Origin of the sequence: Pseudomonas sp. ANT_H12B, assembly GCF_008369325.1 — a bacterium.
Taxonomy (GTDB): Bacteria; Pseudomonadota; Gammaproteobacteria; order Pseudomonadales; family Pseudomonadaceae; genus Aquipseudomonas.
Genome location: NZ_VOBI01000001.1, coordinates 175,143 through 188,071, shown reverse-complemented (window position 1 = coordinate 188,071; position 12,929 = coordinate 175,143). Strand labels below are relative to the sequence as shown.

The following is a 12,929-nucleotide window of genomic DNA, read 5'->3' as shown; positions in this document are numbered from 1 at the left end:
AGTGAGTTCCGGGCAAAAATGTCGGGCGATTCTAGAAAGCGCACCCCCTGCGGTCAACCATTCAGAATTTTTGTACCATCAGGCTCACCACTTAGAACTTATCTTTCCAAGCACGAAGAGCAGCAAAAACCGCACTCGGAGCCTGGTTATGAGTTCCATTCCGTTCGTCCACTTTTTCTTTAACGGATGTTTCGCCGGTCCGCAAAAACGGGTTTGTCCGCTTTTCAAGGCCCAGAGTAGAAGGCAGCGTGATGATTCCGGCGTCCCGTTGTTGAGCGACTTTGGCCAACCGCTGAGCGGTATCTCGATTGCCTGGTTCGACCGCGATGGCAAAGCGCAGATTGCTCAGGGTGTATTCATGCGCGCAGAACACTTGCGTATCCTCGGGGAGCGCCGCGAGGCGTGTCAGCGAGGTGTGCATCTGTTCGGGCGTGCCTTCGAACAAGCGCCCGCAACCGGCGGCGAACAGGGTGTCGCCGCAAAACAGCATGCCCTGATGATAAAAGGCTATGTGCCCCAACGTGTGGCCAGGGATTTCGATGACATCAAAGTCACAGCCCAGCACGCTGATTCGGTCGTTCTCCTTGAGCGCTATGTCCCGGACCGGGATGGTTTCGCTGGCGGGGCCGTAGACTTTCGCGTCTGTCGCTTTTTTAAGCTGCTCGACGCCGCCGACGTGGTCATGATGATGGTGAGTGATCAGAATATCGCTCAATATCCATTCCGGATTGGCCTTGAGCCAGTTTTGCACTGGCGCGGCATCGCCCGGATCGACCACGGCACAGCGTCGAGTGTCGGGGTCTTGTAACAACCAGATGTAGTTGTCGGTAAAGGCGGGCAGGGCACTGATCTGTATCATCGTCGGATTCGCCAAGCGGAAAACAATGGCGCATCTTAGAACTTCCTGGCGCGTTGGAGAATGCAATGACCGATAAAGCGTTCGCTCAGGCTGATCCTGAATGGCTGACATTGATCAGCGCGGCCCGTGAATGGCTGTCCGGCCCCATCGGGCAATTTCTGCTGGACGAAGAACGCCGCATGCTTGAAGACGAGTTGGGACGGTTCTTCGGTGGCTACCTGGTGCATTACGGTCCGTCGGCCCAGACCCCGCCGTCGGCGCCGCAAGTGCAGCGCAATGTGCGTCTCGGTGCGCCGTTGCCAGGTGTCGAGATCGTCTGCGAAGAGCAGGCGTGGCCCTTGAGCGAGCATGCCGCCGACGTGGTGGTGTTGCAGCATGGGCTGGATTTTTGCCTATCGCCCCACGGTTTGCTGCGAGAGGCGGCGAGCAGCGTGCGGCCCGGCGGGCATCTTGTCATCCTCGGCATCAATCCCTGGAGCACCTGGGGTTTGCGCCACGTATTCGCCCATGACGCGTTGCGCAAGGCCCGTTGCATTTCCCCCTCGCGGGTCGGTGACTGGTTGAACCTGCTCGGCTTCGCTCTGGAGAAACGCCGCTTCGGGTGCTATCGTCCGCCGCTTGCGTCACCCGCCTGGCAGGCCCGTTTGGCCGGTTGGGAGCGTAAGGCCGGTGACTGGCAATTGTCTGGCGGCGGCTTCTATTTATTAGTGGCACGCAAGATCGTGGTGGGCCTGCGACCCGTCCGGCAGGAACGACGCGAACCGATGGGCAAGCTGATTCCGTTGCCGATGGCCAAGGTCAACCGTCGTCGCATCGAACCGTAATACCCTTTTTATATTCCCGGCCGGGCTTGCCCCGGCCTCGGGCATCGTCGGTCACGGATCGGCGAGCCACCGCATTTTCTGGATAGATTGGCATGAGCGATAACGTAGAACTCTTCACTGACGGCGCCTGCAAAGGCAACCCTGGCCCAGGCGGCTGGGGCGCGTTGCTGGTGTGCAAGGGTGTTGAGAAAGAACTCTGGGGCGGCGAAGCAAACACCACCAACAATCGCATGGAGCTGATGGGCGCGATCCGTGGCCTTGAAGAGCTCAAGCGGTCTTGCGACGTGCTGCTGGTGACCGACTCCCAGTACGTGATGAAAGGCATCAACGAGTGGATGGACAACTGGAAAAAGCGCGGCTGGAAAACCGCTGCGAAAGAACCGGTGAAAAACGCTGATCTGTGGAAGTTGCTGGATGAGCAGGTCAACCGACACAACGTCACCTGGAAATGGGTGCGCGGGCACATCGGGCACCACGGCAACGAGCGTGCAGACCAACTGGCCAACCGTGGCGTGGATGAAGTGCGCGGGTACAAGCAGGCCTGATTCCTTCACTGATCGTTCCCACGCTCTGCGTGCGAATGCAGCCGGGACGCTCTGCGTCCCATTGGAACGCGAAACGTGGGAACGATCAGTGGGACGAGCCTGCTCGCGAATGGGTGTAGCTCGGTGTATCTGAAAGACCTGGCGAGCGTGTTAACATCCCCGCTTTTGCACGAATGACCCGTTGAGAGCTGAGCACTGATGGCCACCAGATCCGTTGTACTCGATACCGAAACCACCGGCATGCCGGTGACCGACGGCCACCGGATTATCGAAATCGGTTGTGTTGAGTTGATCGGTCGGCGCCTGACGGGCCGGCATTTCCACGTTTACCTGCAACCGGATCGCGAGAGTGACGAAGGTGCCATTGGCGTCCACGGCATCACTAACGAGTTCCTGGTGGGCAAGCCGCGCTTCAATGAAGTGGCCGATGAGTTCTTCGAATTCATCAAGGGCGCGCAACTGATCATCCATAACGCGGCGTTCGACGTTGGCTTCATCAACAACGAATTCGCCCTGATGGGCCACCAGGATCGCGCGGACATCACGCAACACTGCTCGATCCTCGACACCTTGATGATGGCCCGGGAGCGTCATCCGGGGCAGCGCAACAGCCTCGACGCTTTGTGCAAACGCTATGGCGTCGACAACTCCGGCCGCGAGCTGCACGGCGCCTTGCTCGACTCCGAGATCCTCGCCGACGTCTACCTGACCATGACTGGCGGCCAGACCAGCCTGTCCCTTGCCGGTAATGCGTCTGATGGCAACGGTTCCGGTGAAGGCGCGGACAACTCGGCGACCGAAATTCGTCGTTTGCCAGCCGATCGTCAGTCGACGCGAATCATTCGTGCTAGCGAAGATGATCTCGCCCAGCATGTGGCGCGCCTGGAGGCCATCGCCAAGTCCGCTGGCGCGCCGTCACTGTGGCAGCAACTGGCCGAGGCCAAGGCTCAGGCCTGATTTCCTGCCACAGAATGGTGCGTGCGCTGACCTCCTTCGGGGCGTCGCGCTCGCCACATCCACTTGAACCCTCTACCCTGAGGATATTGACAGACCGCGGTCTGCCGCCTCAGGACACTGAGCCTCATGTATAAAGATCTGAAATTCCCGGTCCTGATCGTCCATCGCGACATCAAGGCCGACACCGTCGCCGGTGATCGTGTGCGTGGTATCGCCCGGGAACTGGAGCAGGAAGGCTTCAGTATTGTCTCGGCGGTAAATTACGCCGAAGGACGTCTGGTCGCGTCGACCCATCACGGCCTCTCATGCATGTTGATTGCCTCTGAGGACGCCAGCACCAATTCCCATTTGTTACAGAATATGGCCGAATTGATCGGCCTGGCGCGGGTTCGCGCGCCGGATTTGCCAATCTTCGCCCTGGGCGAGCAAGTCACTCTGGAAAATGCGCCTGCCGACGCCATGGCGGAGCTCAATCAGTTGCGCGGCATTCTTTATCTGTTTGAAGACACCGTGCCGTTCCTCGCCCGGCAGGTGGCCCGGGCAGCGCGCAAATACCTGGATGGTTTGCTGCCACCGTTTTTCAAGGCGCTGGTGCAACACACCGCTGACTCCAACTATTCCTGGCACACCCCCGGTCATGGCGGCGGTGTGGCTTATCACAAGAGTCCCGTTGGGCAGGCGTTCCATCAGTTTTTCGGGGAAAACACCCTGCGCTCGGATTTATCGGTGTCGGTGCCGGAACTCGGTTCGCTGCTCGATCACACCGGACCCTTGGCAGAAGCAGAAGCCCGTGCTGCCCGCAATTTCGGCGCTGATCACACCTTTTTCGTGATCAATGGCACTTCGACCGCCAACAAGATTGTCTGGCACTCGATGGTTGCCCGCGATGATCTGGTGTTGGTGGATCGCAACTGCCACAAGTCGGTGCTGCACTCGATCATCATGACCGGTGCCATCCCGTTGTATCTGTGCCCGGAGCGTAACGAGCTAGGGATTATCGGCCCGATCCCGTTGAGCGAATTCAGCCGCGAATCGATTCAGGCCAAGATTGACGCCAGCCCGCTGACCAAGGGCCGAGAACCCAAGGTCAAACTCGCGGTGGTCACCAATTCGACCTACGACGGCCTTTGTTACAACGCAGAACTGATCAAGCAGAATCTGGGGAACAGCGTTGAGGTCTTGCACTTCGACGAAGCCTGGTACGCCTATGCCGCGTTCCACGAGTTCTTCTCCGGGCGCTATGGCATGGGCACGTCCCGCAGTGAAGACGGCCCGCTGGTGTTCAGCACCCATTCCACCCACAAACTGCTGGCGGCATTCAGTCAGGCGTCGATGATTCACGTTCAGGACGGCGGTGCGCGGCAGCTGGACCGTGATCGCTTCAACGAAGCGTTCATGATGCACATCTCCACCTCTCCGCAGTACAGCATCATTGCTTCGCTGGATGTGGCGTCGGCCATGATGGAAGGTCCGGCCGGGCGTTCTCTGTTGCAGGAAATGTTCGACGAAGCCCTGAGTTTTCGTCGGGCCCTGGCCAACCTGCGTTTGCACATCGCCGCTGACGACTGGTGGTTTTCCATCTGGCAGCCGCCGTCAGTGGAAGGCATCGACCGCGTTGTCACCGAAGACTGGCTGCTGCAACCCGACGCCGACTGGCACGGCTTTGGCGGCGTCACCGACGACTACGTGCTGCTCGATCCGATCAAAGTCACCTTGGTGATGCCGGGTCTGACTGCCGGTGGTGCCCTGAGTGAGCGAGGAATTCCGGCCGCAGTGGTCAGCAAATTCCTCTGGGAACGTGGACTGGTGGTCGAAAAGACCGGGTTGTATTCGTTCCTGGTGCTGTTCTCCATGGGAATCACCAAGGGCAAATGGAGCACGTTGCTGACTGAGTTGCTGGAATTCAAGCGCAGCTACGATGCCAACGTCAGCCTGGCGACCTGCCTGCCCTGCGTGGCGCAACAGAACGTCGCGCGTTATCAGGGGATCGGTTTGCGTGATCTGTGCGATCAGTTGCACGCCTGCTATCGCAGCAATGCCACCGCCAAGCACCTCAAGCGCATGTATACCGTGTTGCCGGAAATCGCCATGAAGCCGGCTGACGCCTATGACCATTTAGTGCGAGGCGAGGTTGAAGCGGTGTCGATCGATGCTCTGGATGGGCGGATCGCTGCGGTCATGCTGGTGCCGTACCCGCCGGGGATCCCGTTGATCATGCCCGGCGAGCGTTTCACCGAGTCGACCCGTTCGATTATCGATTACCTGGCGTTTGCCCGTACCTTCGACAGCAGCTTCCCGGGGTTTGTCGTAGATGTGCACGGCTTGCAACACGAAGATGAGGGCAATGGACGGCATTACACTGTCGATTGCATCAAGGAATGAGGACGTTTCCCAGTATGCAGCCGGTTATCAATCCGAAATACCCAGGGCTGTCGGTGCGCGTTGCCGACGATGGTTTCGCGGCCTACATCTGGGGCAGTGACTTCAGTTTTGAAGTCGCCGCCTATGGCGCCGCTGAAATCGGCAAACCGGTGGAACAGTGGCCGGTGACGCCAATCACCCCTTATCGCAAGTGCTACGGCATCGATCCTGAGGAATTCAGCAGTTTCCGAGATGCCGCTGACAGCGCGATTTTCATGGCTTATCTCGATGACGAGCCGGTGGGGCACCTGGTGGTCAGCACCAACTGGAACGGTTTTGCCCACATTGACGAGCTGGCGGTGCATGCCCCGGCGCGGGGCCATGGCGTGGCCAAGGCACTGCTGGACGTGGCGCAGTTCTGGAGCCGCAAAAAGAAATTGCCGGGCATCATGCTCGAAACCCAGAACAACAACCTGGGTGCCTGCCGACTCTATGAGCGCTGCGGTTACACGATTGGCGGGATCGATTATCTGCGTTATCGCGGCATCGACCCGAACACCGCCGAAGTGGCGCTGTTCTGGTATCGAATATTCTCGCTGGAAAACCCGTTCAGCTCGCCAGCATCGCCACGGCTTGTTCCGTGATGATGTCCAGCAATGCCTGAACGGCCGAATAGGGCTCGCCGTTCTTCAGAGTCAAGGCATAGAGGCTGATCGGCACTGCTGGCGCGAGCGGGCAGGCATCCAGTCCAGCCGATTTGGCGCCGAGAGCGGTGAAGGGGTCGACGATGGCCAGGCCTTCACCGGCTTCGACCATGCTGCGCATCATCTGGTGAGTCTGTACCCGGGTATGAATCACCGGGGCGGGGCGCAGGGCATGCAATTTGTTGTCGAGCGCCGGACTCAGCGGATCGTGACCTTCCAGCCCGACCATCGACTGACCGGCCAGGTCCTGCAGTGAAATGTATTTCTGTTTCGGTTGCAGCCAGCCATGGGGCGCCAGCAACTGAAGTTTGCCTTGGGCAATCACCTGGCATTGAATGTCGGCATGATCGGGATCGTGCAGGCTCAGGCCCAGATCGCTCTCGCGCAGCAACAGGCTTCTGACGATCTCGCGGGTGGGTTGGCTCAGGAGGGTGCAAGGTGCATCGGGCAGACGTCGACGCAGGGCTGCGATGCTGTGTGGCAACAACTGTTGTGCCAGCGGTGGCGTGCAAATGACTCGTAACGGCGGTGCCTGATACTGCTTTAGGCTGTTGGCCAGGCGCTGCACCGGTTCGAGTGCGTCATAGACGTGGGCGATTTCGACCTGCAGCTCCCGCGCCTCGCGCGTAGCCTGCAAGCGTCCACGCACGCTGGAAAACAGCATGAAACCCAACTGATCCTCGGCGTAGCGCAAAATGCGTTCGACCTCGGCCACCGGCAACTGCAGCCATTCGGCGGCGGTGCCCAGGTGACCGGTCTGCAAGAGCGCGTGGATCACTTCGATATGACGTAAACGCATGCGTGAAGTCCATGTTCAGCAGGTGAGGGAGTCAGTGACTGAATCCTAACTCAAGTGCGCGCATATGACTTCTGCTCATAACGCGAGGTTATGAGGCGACGGTGGTTTCCGGCAGGCTGCCGATATACGTGTCGGGTTCGCGCACGATAGTGACGTCCGATTGAACCAGCAGAAACTGGTTGTCATCGAGCTTTTTGACGCGATCACCAATGGCCAGCTTATAAGTGGTGACAGGCACCGAGCCGGTGAGACCGTCTGCCGACGGGGTGGATTCCTGGAACTCATGCACGGAATAAACGCGGCCTTCCGCGTCTCTTGCATGGAACTGACCGACGAGTACTGCTGCCATCTGCTTAGAACCTCTGGGGATAAATCACTCAATTTGCGGTTCTGTAGACCGTGGTTGGGCGAGGTAAGTTTTCCTACAGGAAAAAAATAATCAGGGGCGGTGCTTTCAGTCGCCCACTGCTTGAAACGTCATCTATAACTACTAGCTCTTTCTATCGCACAGTCGAGAAACTTCCATGAGCAACGTTTATACGATCGCCGTACTGGTCGGCAGCTTGAGAAAGGAATCGATCAATCGCAAGGTTGCACTGGCCCTGGCCGACCTGGCGCCTGCCAATCTCAAGCTCACTATCGTCGAAATTGGCGATCTGCCGCTCTACAACGAAGACATTGATGGTGCTTCACCGCCGGCAGCCTACAGCACTTTCCGGCAACAAGTGAGCTCATCCGACGCGGTGCTGTTCGTGACCCCCGAATACAACCGTTCGGTGCCGGCACCCATGAAGAACGCAATAGACGTCGGTTCGCGTCCATATGGCAAGAGCGCCTGGAGCGGCAAGCCGGGGGCGGTGATCAGCGTTTCACCGGGCGCGGTCGGTGGATTTGGTGCCAACCACCATCTGCGCCAGTCCATGGTGTTTCTTGATGTGCCGTGCATGCAGCAACCGGAAGCCTACCTGAGCGGTGCCGGAAAGGCGTTCGACGAGTCGGGCAAGTTGTCCGAGTCGGTCAAGCCATTCCTGCAAAGTTTCATCAATGCTTATGGACTGTGGGTCGAGCAGCATAAAAAGCTCTGACGGGATCTTTGTCGGCGCTTCGGACTACGGCCTATGAGCCAAGCGGCTACAGATCATCGTTTCCATTTCCGACAGCCATGCGGCGGTTTGCTCCGCCGCCGGTTGCGCGGTGACGCAATAACGACGGCCTCCCCAGACCATGATCACCCAGGCATCGATGGTTGTTTCTGAAGGTTGTGTGGGCAAGTCGCTACAAGCTGCGAAGGCCTCACGCCATTTGTGTGACAGCTCCTGGAACACCCGTCGATGATGTTTGGGCTCGGCAATCTGGTGTTCGATCGCCAGCACTTCATGGTTGAACAGTGGCTGACGGGCATCGTTGGGGTCGCAGGTCAGGCGTACCAGATGCTTGATTCGGGTTGGCCAGTCCAGGTTGTTCGCTTGTACGACGTATTTGTCCAGGTGCTGTAACAAGGCATCCAGTGCATGTCGGATATAGCCTGACAACAAAGCTTCCTTGCTCGGGAAGTAGTCGTACAGCGTGCCAATCGCAACGCCTGCTTCCAGCGCCACCTCACGCGTGGTCAATCCTGACCAGCCGTCACGTTGCCAAATCCGAACAAAGGCCTCGTAAATGGCCTCCACGGTGAAAATCGCCCGAGCCTGGGTCGGCCGTTTCAGCGGCTTGGCGCGGGGATTGAGGGTGGGGGGACTGCCCCTGGCGTTTCCGAACCCGCTCTTCATAGGCTGGGACTACTCTGGTGCGACCCGCCACTTACTCGCAGCAGGAGTCTGAAAAATGCAAAGTCCCGGCACGGTAACACGGTTGATTACCCGCAAAGACGCCCTCGATCAAAGCCGAATTGAGCAAGAACAACGTAGCCTGATTCCGGCGGCTGGAGAGGTGATTTTAAAGATCGACCGTTGCGCACTGACCACCAACAACATTACCTACGCTGCTTATGGCAATTCCATGAACTACTGGGGATTCTTTCCTACAGGGTTGACGGAGTGGGGGCACATCCCGGCGTGGGGCTTTGCCGATGTTGTGGCGTCTGATGTGACAGGCATTAAAACAGGGGAGCGGTTTTACGGGTATTTTCCAATTGCCAGCCATCTATCGATGCGCCCGGAGCGGGTGACTGAGCGCGGCTTCTACGATGCCGCCGAGCATCGGCAGGCACTGACGTCGGCTTACAACCAATACACCCGTTGCAGCTGGGATTCGTACTACAGCCCGGAAACCGAAAACCTGCAGATTTTACTCAAGCCGCTGTTTCTGACGTCGTCGATGCTGGCGGACTTTCTCCAGGACAAGCAGTTCTTCGGCGCCACTCGGCTGGTGTTCTCCAGTGCGTCGAGCAAAACCGCCTATGGCACGGCGGTATGTCTGGAAAACCAGCCCGATCTGGAGCGGGTGGCGCTGACTTCCAATGGCAACAAAGCTTTTGTGGAGAGTCTCGGTTGTTACGAGCGAACGGTGTCCTACACAGAATTGGCAAGCCTGGCCAATGACCGGCCGACGCTGTACGTGGATTTTTCCGGCGACCTGGATTTACGTGATCAGGTGCACCGGCATTTTGCCGGGAAGTTGGTTTACAGCTGCTTCGCCGGCTCTGCGCAAAGTACCGATGAGGCGCAATTGACGGCCATCGAGGGACCAAAACCGGTGTTCTTCTTCGCGCCAATCCAGATCCGCAAACGAAACGCCGACTGGGGGCCGGAAGGCGTCAGTCAGCATATTGGTGAGGGCCTGCAACGGTTTATCCAGAAAGTATCCGCAACTGAAAAGCCGTTGCTGGAAGTGATCGAGAGCCAGGGCTATGAAGCGGCACAAAACGTCATTTCCCGTCTGTTTCATGGACAGGTCGCACCGGTGGAGGGGCAAGTGATTCGGTTGTGAAGTCAGTTGGGTCCCTGTAGCAGCTGCCGAGCTTGCGAGGCTGCGTTCGGCTGCGAAGCAGTCGCAAAAAATCCATGCACGCGGTCATGCAAAAACACCGCATCTGATCTCACGACCGCTGCGCAGCCTTGCAGGCTTGGCAGCCGCTACATAAACCAGCGTTTTCCAGACTTTGCTTTACTGCATATTCGAAATTCCATATATTCCACGCTTCGTTTGTCCAGAAGCGTGTTCCCTCATGTCCAATTCCCCCGGTCCCGTCGATATTTTCAGGGCCCTGGCCGATGACACTCGCAGTCGTATCGCACTGCTGATCGCCCGTGAAGGCGAGTTGTGCGTATGTGAATTGACTGCTGGGCTGGACCTCAGTCAACCCAAAATCTCCCGTCATCTGGCGCTACTGCGCAGCCACGGGCTGCTGGCGGACCGTCGTCAGGGGCAATGGGTTTTTTATCGGCTGCACCCACAATTGTCGCCCTGGGTCATCACTCTGTTGCAGGGGGCGCTGGCCGCCAGCGTTGAATGGCTCGCCGGCGATGTTGCACGTTTGCAGGCGATGGCTGATAGGCCAGTTCGCTGCTGCTGATTTTTTCTCCACTCTTTTGAAGGCTGCTGCGGATGCTGATCGCGTCGTTGATTTTCCTGCTGACCATCACCCTGGTGATCTGGCAACCCAAAGGCTTGGGTGTGGGCTGGAGCGCGGTATTAGGCGCGGTGTTGGCGCTGATTTTCGGCGCGGTGCACCTGAGCGATATCCCACTGGTGTGGCAGATCATCTGGAACGCCACCGGCACCTTTATCGCGCTGATCATCATCAGCCTGTTACTGGACGAAGCGGGGCTGTTTGCCTGGGCGGCGCTGCATGTCGCTCGTTGGGGACGGGGCAGTGGGCGAAAACTGTTTGCTTATATGGTGCTGCTCGGCGCGCTGGTCTCGGCGTTATTCGCCAATGACGGCGCCGCGCTGATTCTCACGCCCATCGTGATTTCCATGTTGCTGGCGTTGCGCTTTTCCCCGGCGGCAACGCTGGCGTTTGTCATGGGCGCCGGTTTCATTGCCGACACCGCGAGCCTGCCGTTGGTGGTGTCGAATTTGGTGAACATTGTTTCCGCGGACTTCTTCAACATCGGCTTCAACCGTTACGCCGCGGTGATGATCCCGGTCAACCTGGTGAGTGTCGCGGCAACGTTGGCGATGCTGATGTGGTTTTTTCGACGCGACATTCCCAAGAATTACGACCCCGAACAGCTTGAGTCTCCAGAGTCCGCAATCCATGACAAGGCCACGTTTTATGCCGGTTGGGCGGTGTTGGTAATTCTGTTGATCGGCTGCTTCGCCCTTGAGCCGCTGGGCATTCCGATCAGCGCCATTTCTGCGGTGTGTGCGGCGTTACTGCTGGCCATCGCCGCGCGTGGCCACAAGATTTCCACGCGCAAGGTGATGAAAGAAGCACCGTGGCAAATCGTGATCTTCTCGCTGGGCATGTACCTGGTGGTCTATGGCCTGCGCAACGCCGGGCTCACCGGGTATCTGGCCGGCTGGCTCGACGGGTTTGCCGGTTACGGCGTCTGGGGGGCGGCGATGGGCACCGGTGTGTTGACGGCGCTGTTGTCATCGATGATGAACAATCTGCCGACGGTGCTGATCGGTCTGCTGTCGATCGATGCCAGCCAGGCAACGGGGGTGGTGAAGGAAGCGATGATTTATGCCAACGTCATCGGCAGCGACCTGGGACCGAAAATCACACCGATCGGAAGTCTGGCGACGTTGCTGTGGTTGCATGTGCTGCAGCGCAAGAATATCCGGATTGGCTGGGGGTATTACTTCAAGGTCGGGATCGTGTTGACGGTGCCGGTTTTGTTGGCGACTTTGGCTGCTTTGGCTGTGCGGTTGTCCATCTGAACCGCGATGGGGCCAGTCCAGTCACCACAAAAAACTTAACCCTGCCCCGGCACATTCGGCCAAAGATCCGCCACCAGAAATAGCCGCTCGGCTTCTTCCCAATCCCCAGTGGCATTTTCGGTCAGCCGCACCAGCAATTGCGCCGGCGCCAGCGGTTCCAGATCACTCAGCCACGCCTCCAGCTGTTCAGTGCTCCAGGTTTGCTCGACAGGATAGTGCGCCGGCGCCAGCCAGGCGTGGCGGGGCAGGGGCTGCCAGCGACCGACCGGACGTTGCACGACAAACTCTGGCCAATCCTTTTGATGCAACCAGCTACCGCGCAAATGCTGCGGGTGAGCGCCGTCCGGTGATGCGGACAGCCCCGGCCACGGATACAGCAAGTAGCCGCCCAGCCATAAATGTGCACTGAACTGCTGGATATCCAGCGCCGCCAATACTTCGCGGCTCTCCGGGCGCGCGGAAATCGGCAATTGATGCTGGGTCAGGTGCGCGAGTTTGCGGTCCAGCCGATCATGACAGCCGGGGCCGAGCCACTGCGCCGTGTCCTGTCCGTCGCCATTCTGCGGGCCGAGGTAGAGCTTGATCGCCAGTTCCAGATGATGCACGCCATCGCAGTCGCGCAGCACCATGTCCAGCTCGCCCAGAGTGTGGCCTGCTCGACGAATCGGCATGTTGGCGGCAATCAGTTCGATACCCGGTGCGTGTCGCACGGCGTATTGCCATAGACGTTCATAGTACAAACCCAGCCGCCGGGTCCTGGCCTGGGCCAGCCAGTGCAGCAAGTCATAACTGTCGCGGTCGAGTTGCCGAAGCCATTGTTCCAGCCGCTCCGGCGCCGTTACCCAGTCACTGCCGGCCAGCGGATGGCGCTGCGGCCACGGGGTTTGGCTGAGCATCGGCGGCGCGAGGATGACCCACGCCAGGTCACGCACTTCGGGATGGCGTAACTGGTGGGGCAACTGGAGCAAATCTGGAAATAGGATCATCTTGCGAGCATAGCCTTAATAGTGAGTACACCGTTGTGGCTGAAAGGATTTTGTCTATCCCGCG

General features: G+C 58.8%; 14 protein-coding genes. 9 read left to right on the top strand and 5 right to left on the bottom strand.

Annotated features, from left to right (window positions below; genetic code table 11):
• Positions 1-91: 91 nt before the first annotated feature.
• Positions 92-859 carry a hydroxyacylglutathione hydrolase gene (gene gloB, locus FQ185_RS00845; protein ID WP_149415788.1) on the bottom strand — a complete coding sequence of 256 codons (768 nt, stop codon included), beginning with the start codon at positions 857-859 and terminating at the stop codon, positions 92-94.
• A gap of 65 nt (positions 860-924) precedes the next feature.
• Between gloB and FQ185_RS00840 the strand changes: the two genes are divergently transcribed.
• From FQ185_RS00840 to FQ185_RS00820, 5 genes are all read left to right on the top strand, one after another.
• Entirely contained in the window at positions 925-1,683 is a 759-nt protein-coding gene (locus tag FQ185_RS00840; protein WP_149415787.1) for a methyltransferase domain-containing protein, read from the top strand.
• 92 nt (positions 1,684-1,775) lie between these two features.
• A complete protein-coding gene (gene rnhA / locus FQ185_RS00835; RefSeq protein ID WP_149415786.1) occupies positions 1,776-2,228 on the top strand; it encodes a ribonuclease HI in 453 nt (150 codons plus the stop codon).
• A 198-nt stretch (positions 2,229-2,426) separates the two neighbouring features.
• On the top strand, positions 2,427-3,185 hold the full coding sequence (gene dnaQ, locus FQ185_RS00830) for a DNA polymerase III subunit epsilon (protein ID WP_149415785.1): 759 nt from the start codon (positions 2,427-2,429) through the stop codon (positions 3,183-3,185).
• A 126-nt stretch (positions 3,186-3,311) separates the two neighbouring features.
• Entirely contained in the window at positions 3,312-5,567 is a 2,256-nt protein-coding gene (locus FQ185_RS00825; RefSeq protein ID WP_149415784.1) for an Orn/Lys/Arg decarboxylase N-terminal domain-containing protein, read from the top strand.
• A 14-nt stretch (positions 5,568-5,581) separates the two neighbouring features.
• On the top strand, positions 5,582-6,190 hold the full coding sequence (locus FQ185_RS00820) for a GNAT family N-acetyltransferase (RefSeq protein WP_149415783.1): 609 nt from the start codon (positions 5,582-5,584) through the stop codon (positions 6,188-6,190).
• Here FQ185_RS00820 and FQ185_RS00815 read toward each other — a convergent pair.
• Positions 6,156-7,049 carry a LysR substrate-binding domain-containing protein gene (locus tag FQ185_RS00815; RefSeq protein WP_149415782.1) on the bottom strand — a complete coding sequence of 298 codons (894 nt, stop codon included), beginning with the start codon at positions 7,047-7,049 and terminating at the stop codon, positions 6,156-6,158. The genes FQ185_RS00820 and FQ185_RS00815 overlap by 35 nt on opposite strands.
• An 88-nt stretch (positions 7,050-7,137) precedes the next feature.
• Positions 7,138-7,398 carry a hypothetical protein gene (locus FQ185_RS00810; protein WP_149415781.1) on the bottom strand — a complete coding sequence of 87 codons (261 nt, stop codon included), beginning with the start codon at positions 7,396-7,398 and terminating at the stop codon, positions 7,138-7,140.
• Positions 7,399-7,573: 175 nt separating this feature from the next.
• Here FQ185_RS00810 and FQ185_RS00805 point away from each other — a divergent pair, with 175 nt between their 5' ends.
• Positions 7,574-8,134: an NADPH-dependent FMN reductase gene (locus FQ185_RS00805; protein ID WP_149415780.1), complete on the top strand. Its 561-nt coding sequence runs from the start codon at positions 7,574-7,576 to the stop codon at positions 8,132-8,134.
• 24 nt (positions 8,135-8,158) lie between these two features.
• Here FQ185_RS00805 and FQ185_RS00800 read toward each other — a convergent pair whose 3' ends face one another.
• A complete protein-coding gene (locus FQ185_RS00800) occupies positions 8,159-8,818 on the bottom strand; it encodes a TetR/AcrR family transcriptional regulator (RefSeq protein ID WP_149415779.1) in 660 nt (219 codons plus the stop codon).
• 55 nt (positions 8,819-8,873) lie between these two features.
• Here FQ185_RS00800 and FQ185_RS00795 point away from each other — a divergent pair, with 55 nt between their 5' ends.
• From FQ185_RS00795 to FQ185_RS00785, 3 genes are all read left to right on the top strand, one after another.
• Positions 8,874-9,977 (top strand): DUF2855 family protein, encoded by a 1,104-nt coding sequence (locus FQ185_RS00795; protein ID WP_149415778.1) that lies wholly within the window; start codon positions 8,874-8,876, stop codon positions 9,975-9,977.
• A 238-nt stretch (positions 9,978-10,215) separates the two neighbouring features.
• Positions 10,216-10,563, top strand: coding sequence for a metalloregulator ArsR/SmtB family transcription factor (locus tag FQ185_RS00790; protein WP_149415777.1), 348 nt, complete (start codon positions 10,216-10,218; stop codon positions 10,561-10,563).
• A gap of 32 nt (positions 10,564-10,595) precedes the next feature.
• On the top strand, positions 10,596-11,879 hold the full coding sequence (locus FQ185_RS00785; protein WP_149415776.1) for an arsenic transporter: 1,284 nt from the start codon (positions 10,596-10,598) through the stop codon (positions 11,877-11,879).
• Between the two features lie 35 nt (positions 11,880-11,914).
• Here FQ185_RS00785 and FQ185_RS00780 read toward each other — a convergent pair whose 3' ends face one another.
• On the bottom strand, positions 11,915-12,865 hold the full coding sequence (locus FQ185_RS00780) for a DUF1853 family protein (protein WP_149415775.1): 951 nt from the start codon (positions 12,863-12,865) through the stop codon (positions 11,915-11,917).
• Positions 12,866-12,929: the final 64 nt, after the last annotated feature.

What these genes read in the sequence shown, in the direction of transcription:
- FQ185_RS00795 (WP_149415778.1), top strand. Translation starts at nt 8,874, where the DNA reads ATGCAAAGTCCCGGCACGGTAACACGGTTGATTACCCGCAAAGACGCC.
- FQ185_RS00815 (WP_149415782.1), bottom strand. Translation starts at nt 7,049, where the DNA reads ATGCGTTTACGTCATATCGAAGTGATCCACGCGCTCTTGCAGACCGGT.
- FQ185_RS00790 (WP_149415777.1), top strand. Translation starts at nt 10,216, where the DNA reads ATGTCCAATTCCCCCGGTCCCGTCGATATTTTCAGGGCCCTGGCCGAT.
- FQ185_RS00825 (WP_149415784.1), top strand. Translation starts at nt 3,312, where the DNA reads ATGTATAAAGATCTGAAATTCCCGGTCCTGATCGTCCATCGCGACATC.
- rnhA (WP_149415786.1), top strand. Translation starts at nt 1,776, where the DNA reads ATGAGCGATAACGTAGAACTCTTCACTGACGGCGCCTGCAAAGGCAAC.
- dnaQ (WP_149415785.1), top strand. Translation starts at nt 2,427, where the DNA reads ATGGCCACCAGATCCGTTGTACTCGATACCGAAACCACCGGCATGCCG.
- FQ185_RS00800 (WP_149415779.1), bottom strand. Translation starts at nt 8,818, where the DNA reads ATGAAGAGCGGGTTCGGAAACGCCAGGGGCAGTCCCCCCACCCTCAAT.
- FQ185_RS00840 (WP_149415787.1), top strand. Translation starts at nt 925, where the DNA reads ATGACCGATAAAGCGTTCGCTCAGGCTGATCCTGAATGGCTGACATTG.
- FQ185_RS00805 (WP_149415780.1), top strand. Translation starts at nt 7,574, where the DNA reads ATGAGCAACGTTTATACGATCGCCGTACTGGTCGGCAGCTTGAGAAAG.
- FQ185_RS00820 (WP_149415783.1), top strand. Translation starts at nt 5,582, where the DNA reads ATGCAGCCGGTTATCAATCCGAAATACCCAGGGCTGTCGGTGCGCGTT.
- FQ185_RS00780 (WP_149415775.1), bottom strand. Translation starts at nt 12,865, where the DNA reads ATGATCCTATTTCCAGATTTGCTCCAGTTGCCCCACCAGTTACGCCAT.
- FQ185_RS00785 (WP_149415776.1), top strand. Translation starts at nt 10,596, where the DNA reads ATGCTGATCGCGTCGTTGATTTTCCTGCTGACCATCACCCTGGTGATC.
- FQ185_RS00810 (WP_149415781.1), bottom strand. Translation starts at nt 7,398, where the DNA reads ATGGCAGCAGTACTCGTCGGTCAGTTCCATGCAAGAGACGCGGAAGGC.
- gloB (WP_149415788.1), bottom strand. Translation starts at nt 859, where the DNA reads ATGATACAGATCAGTGCCCTGCCCGCCTTTACCGACAACTACATCTGG.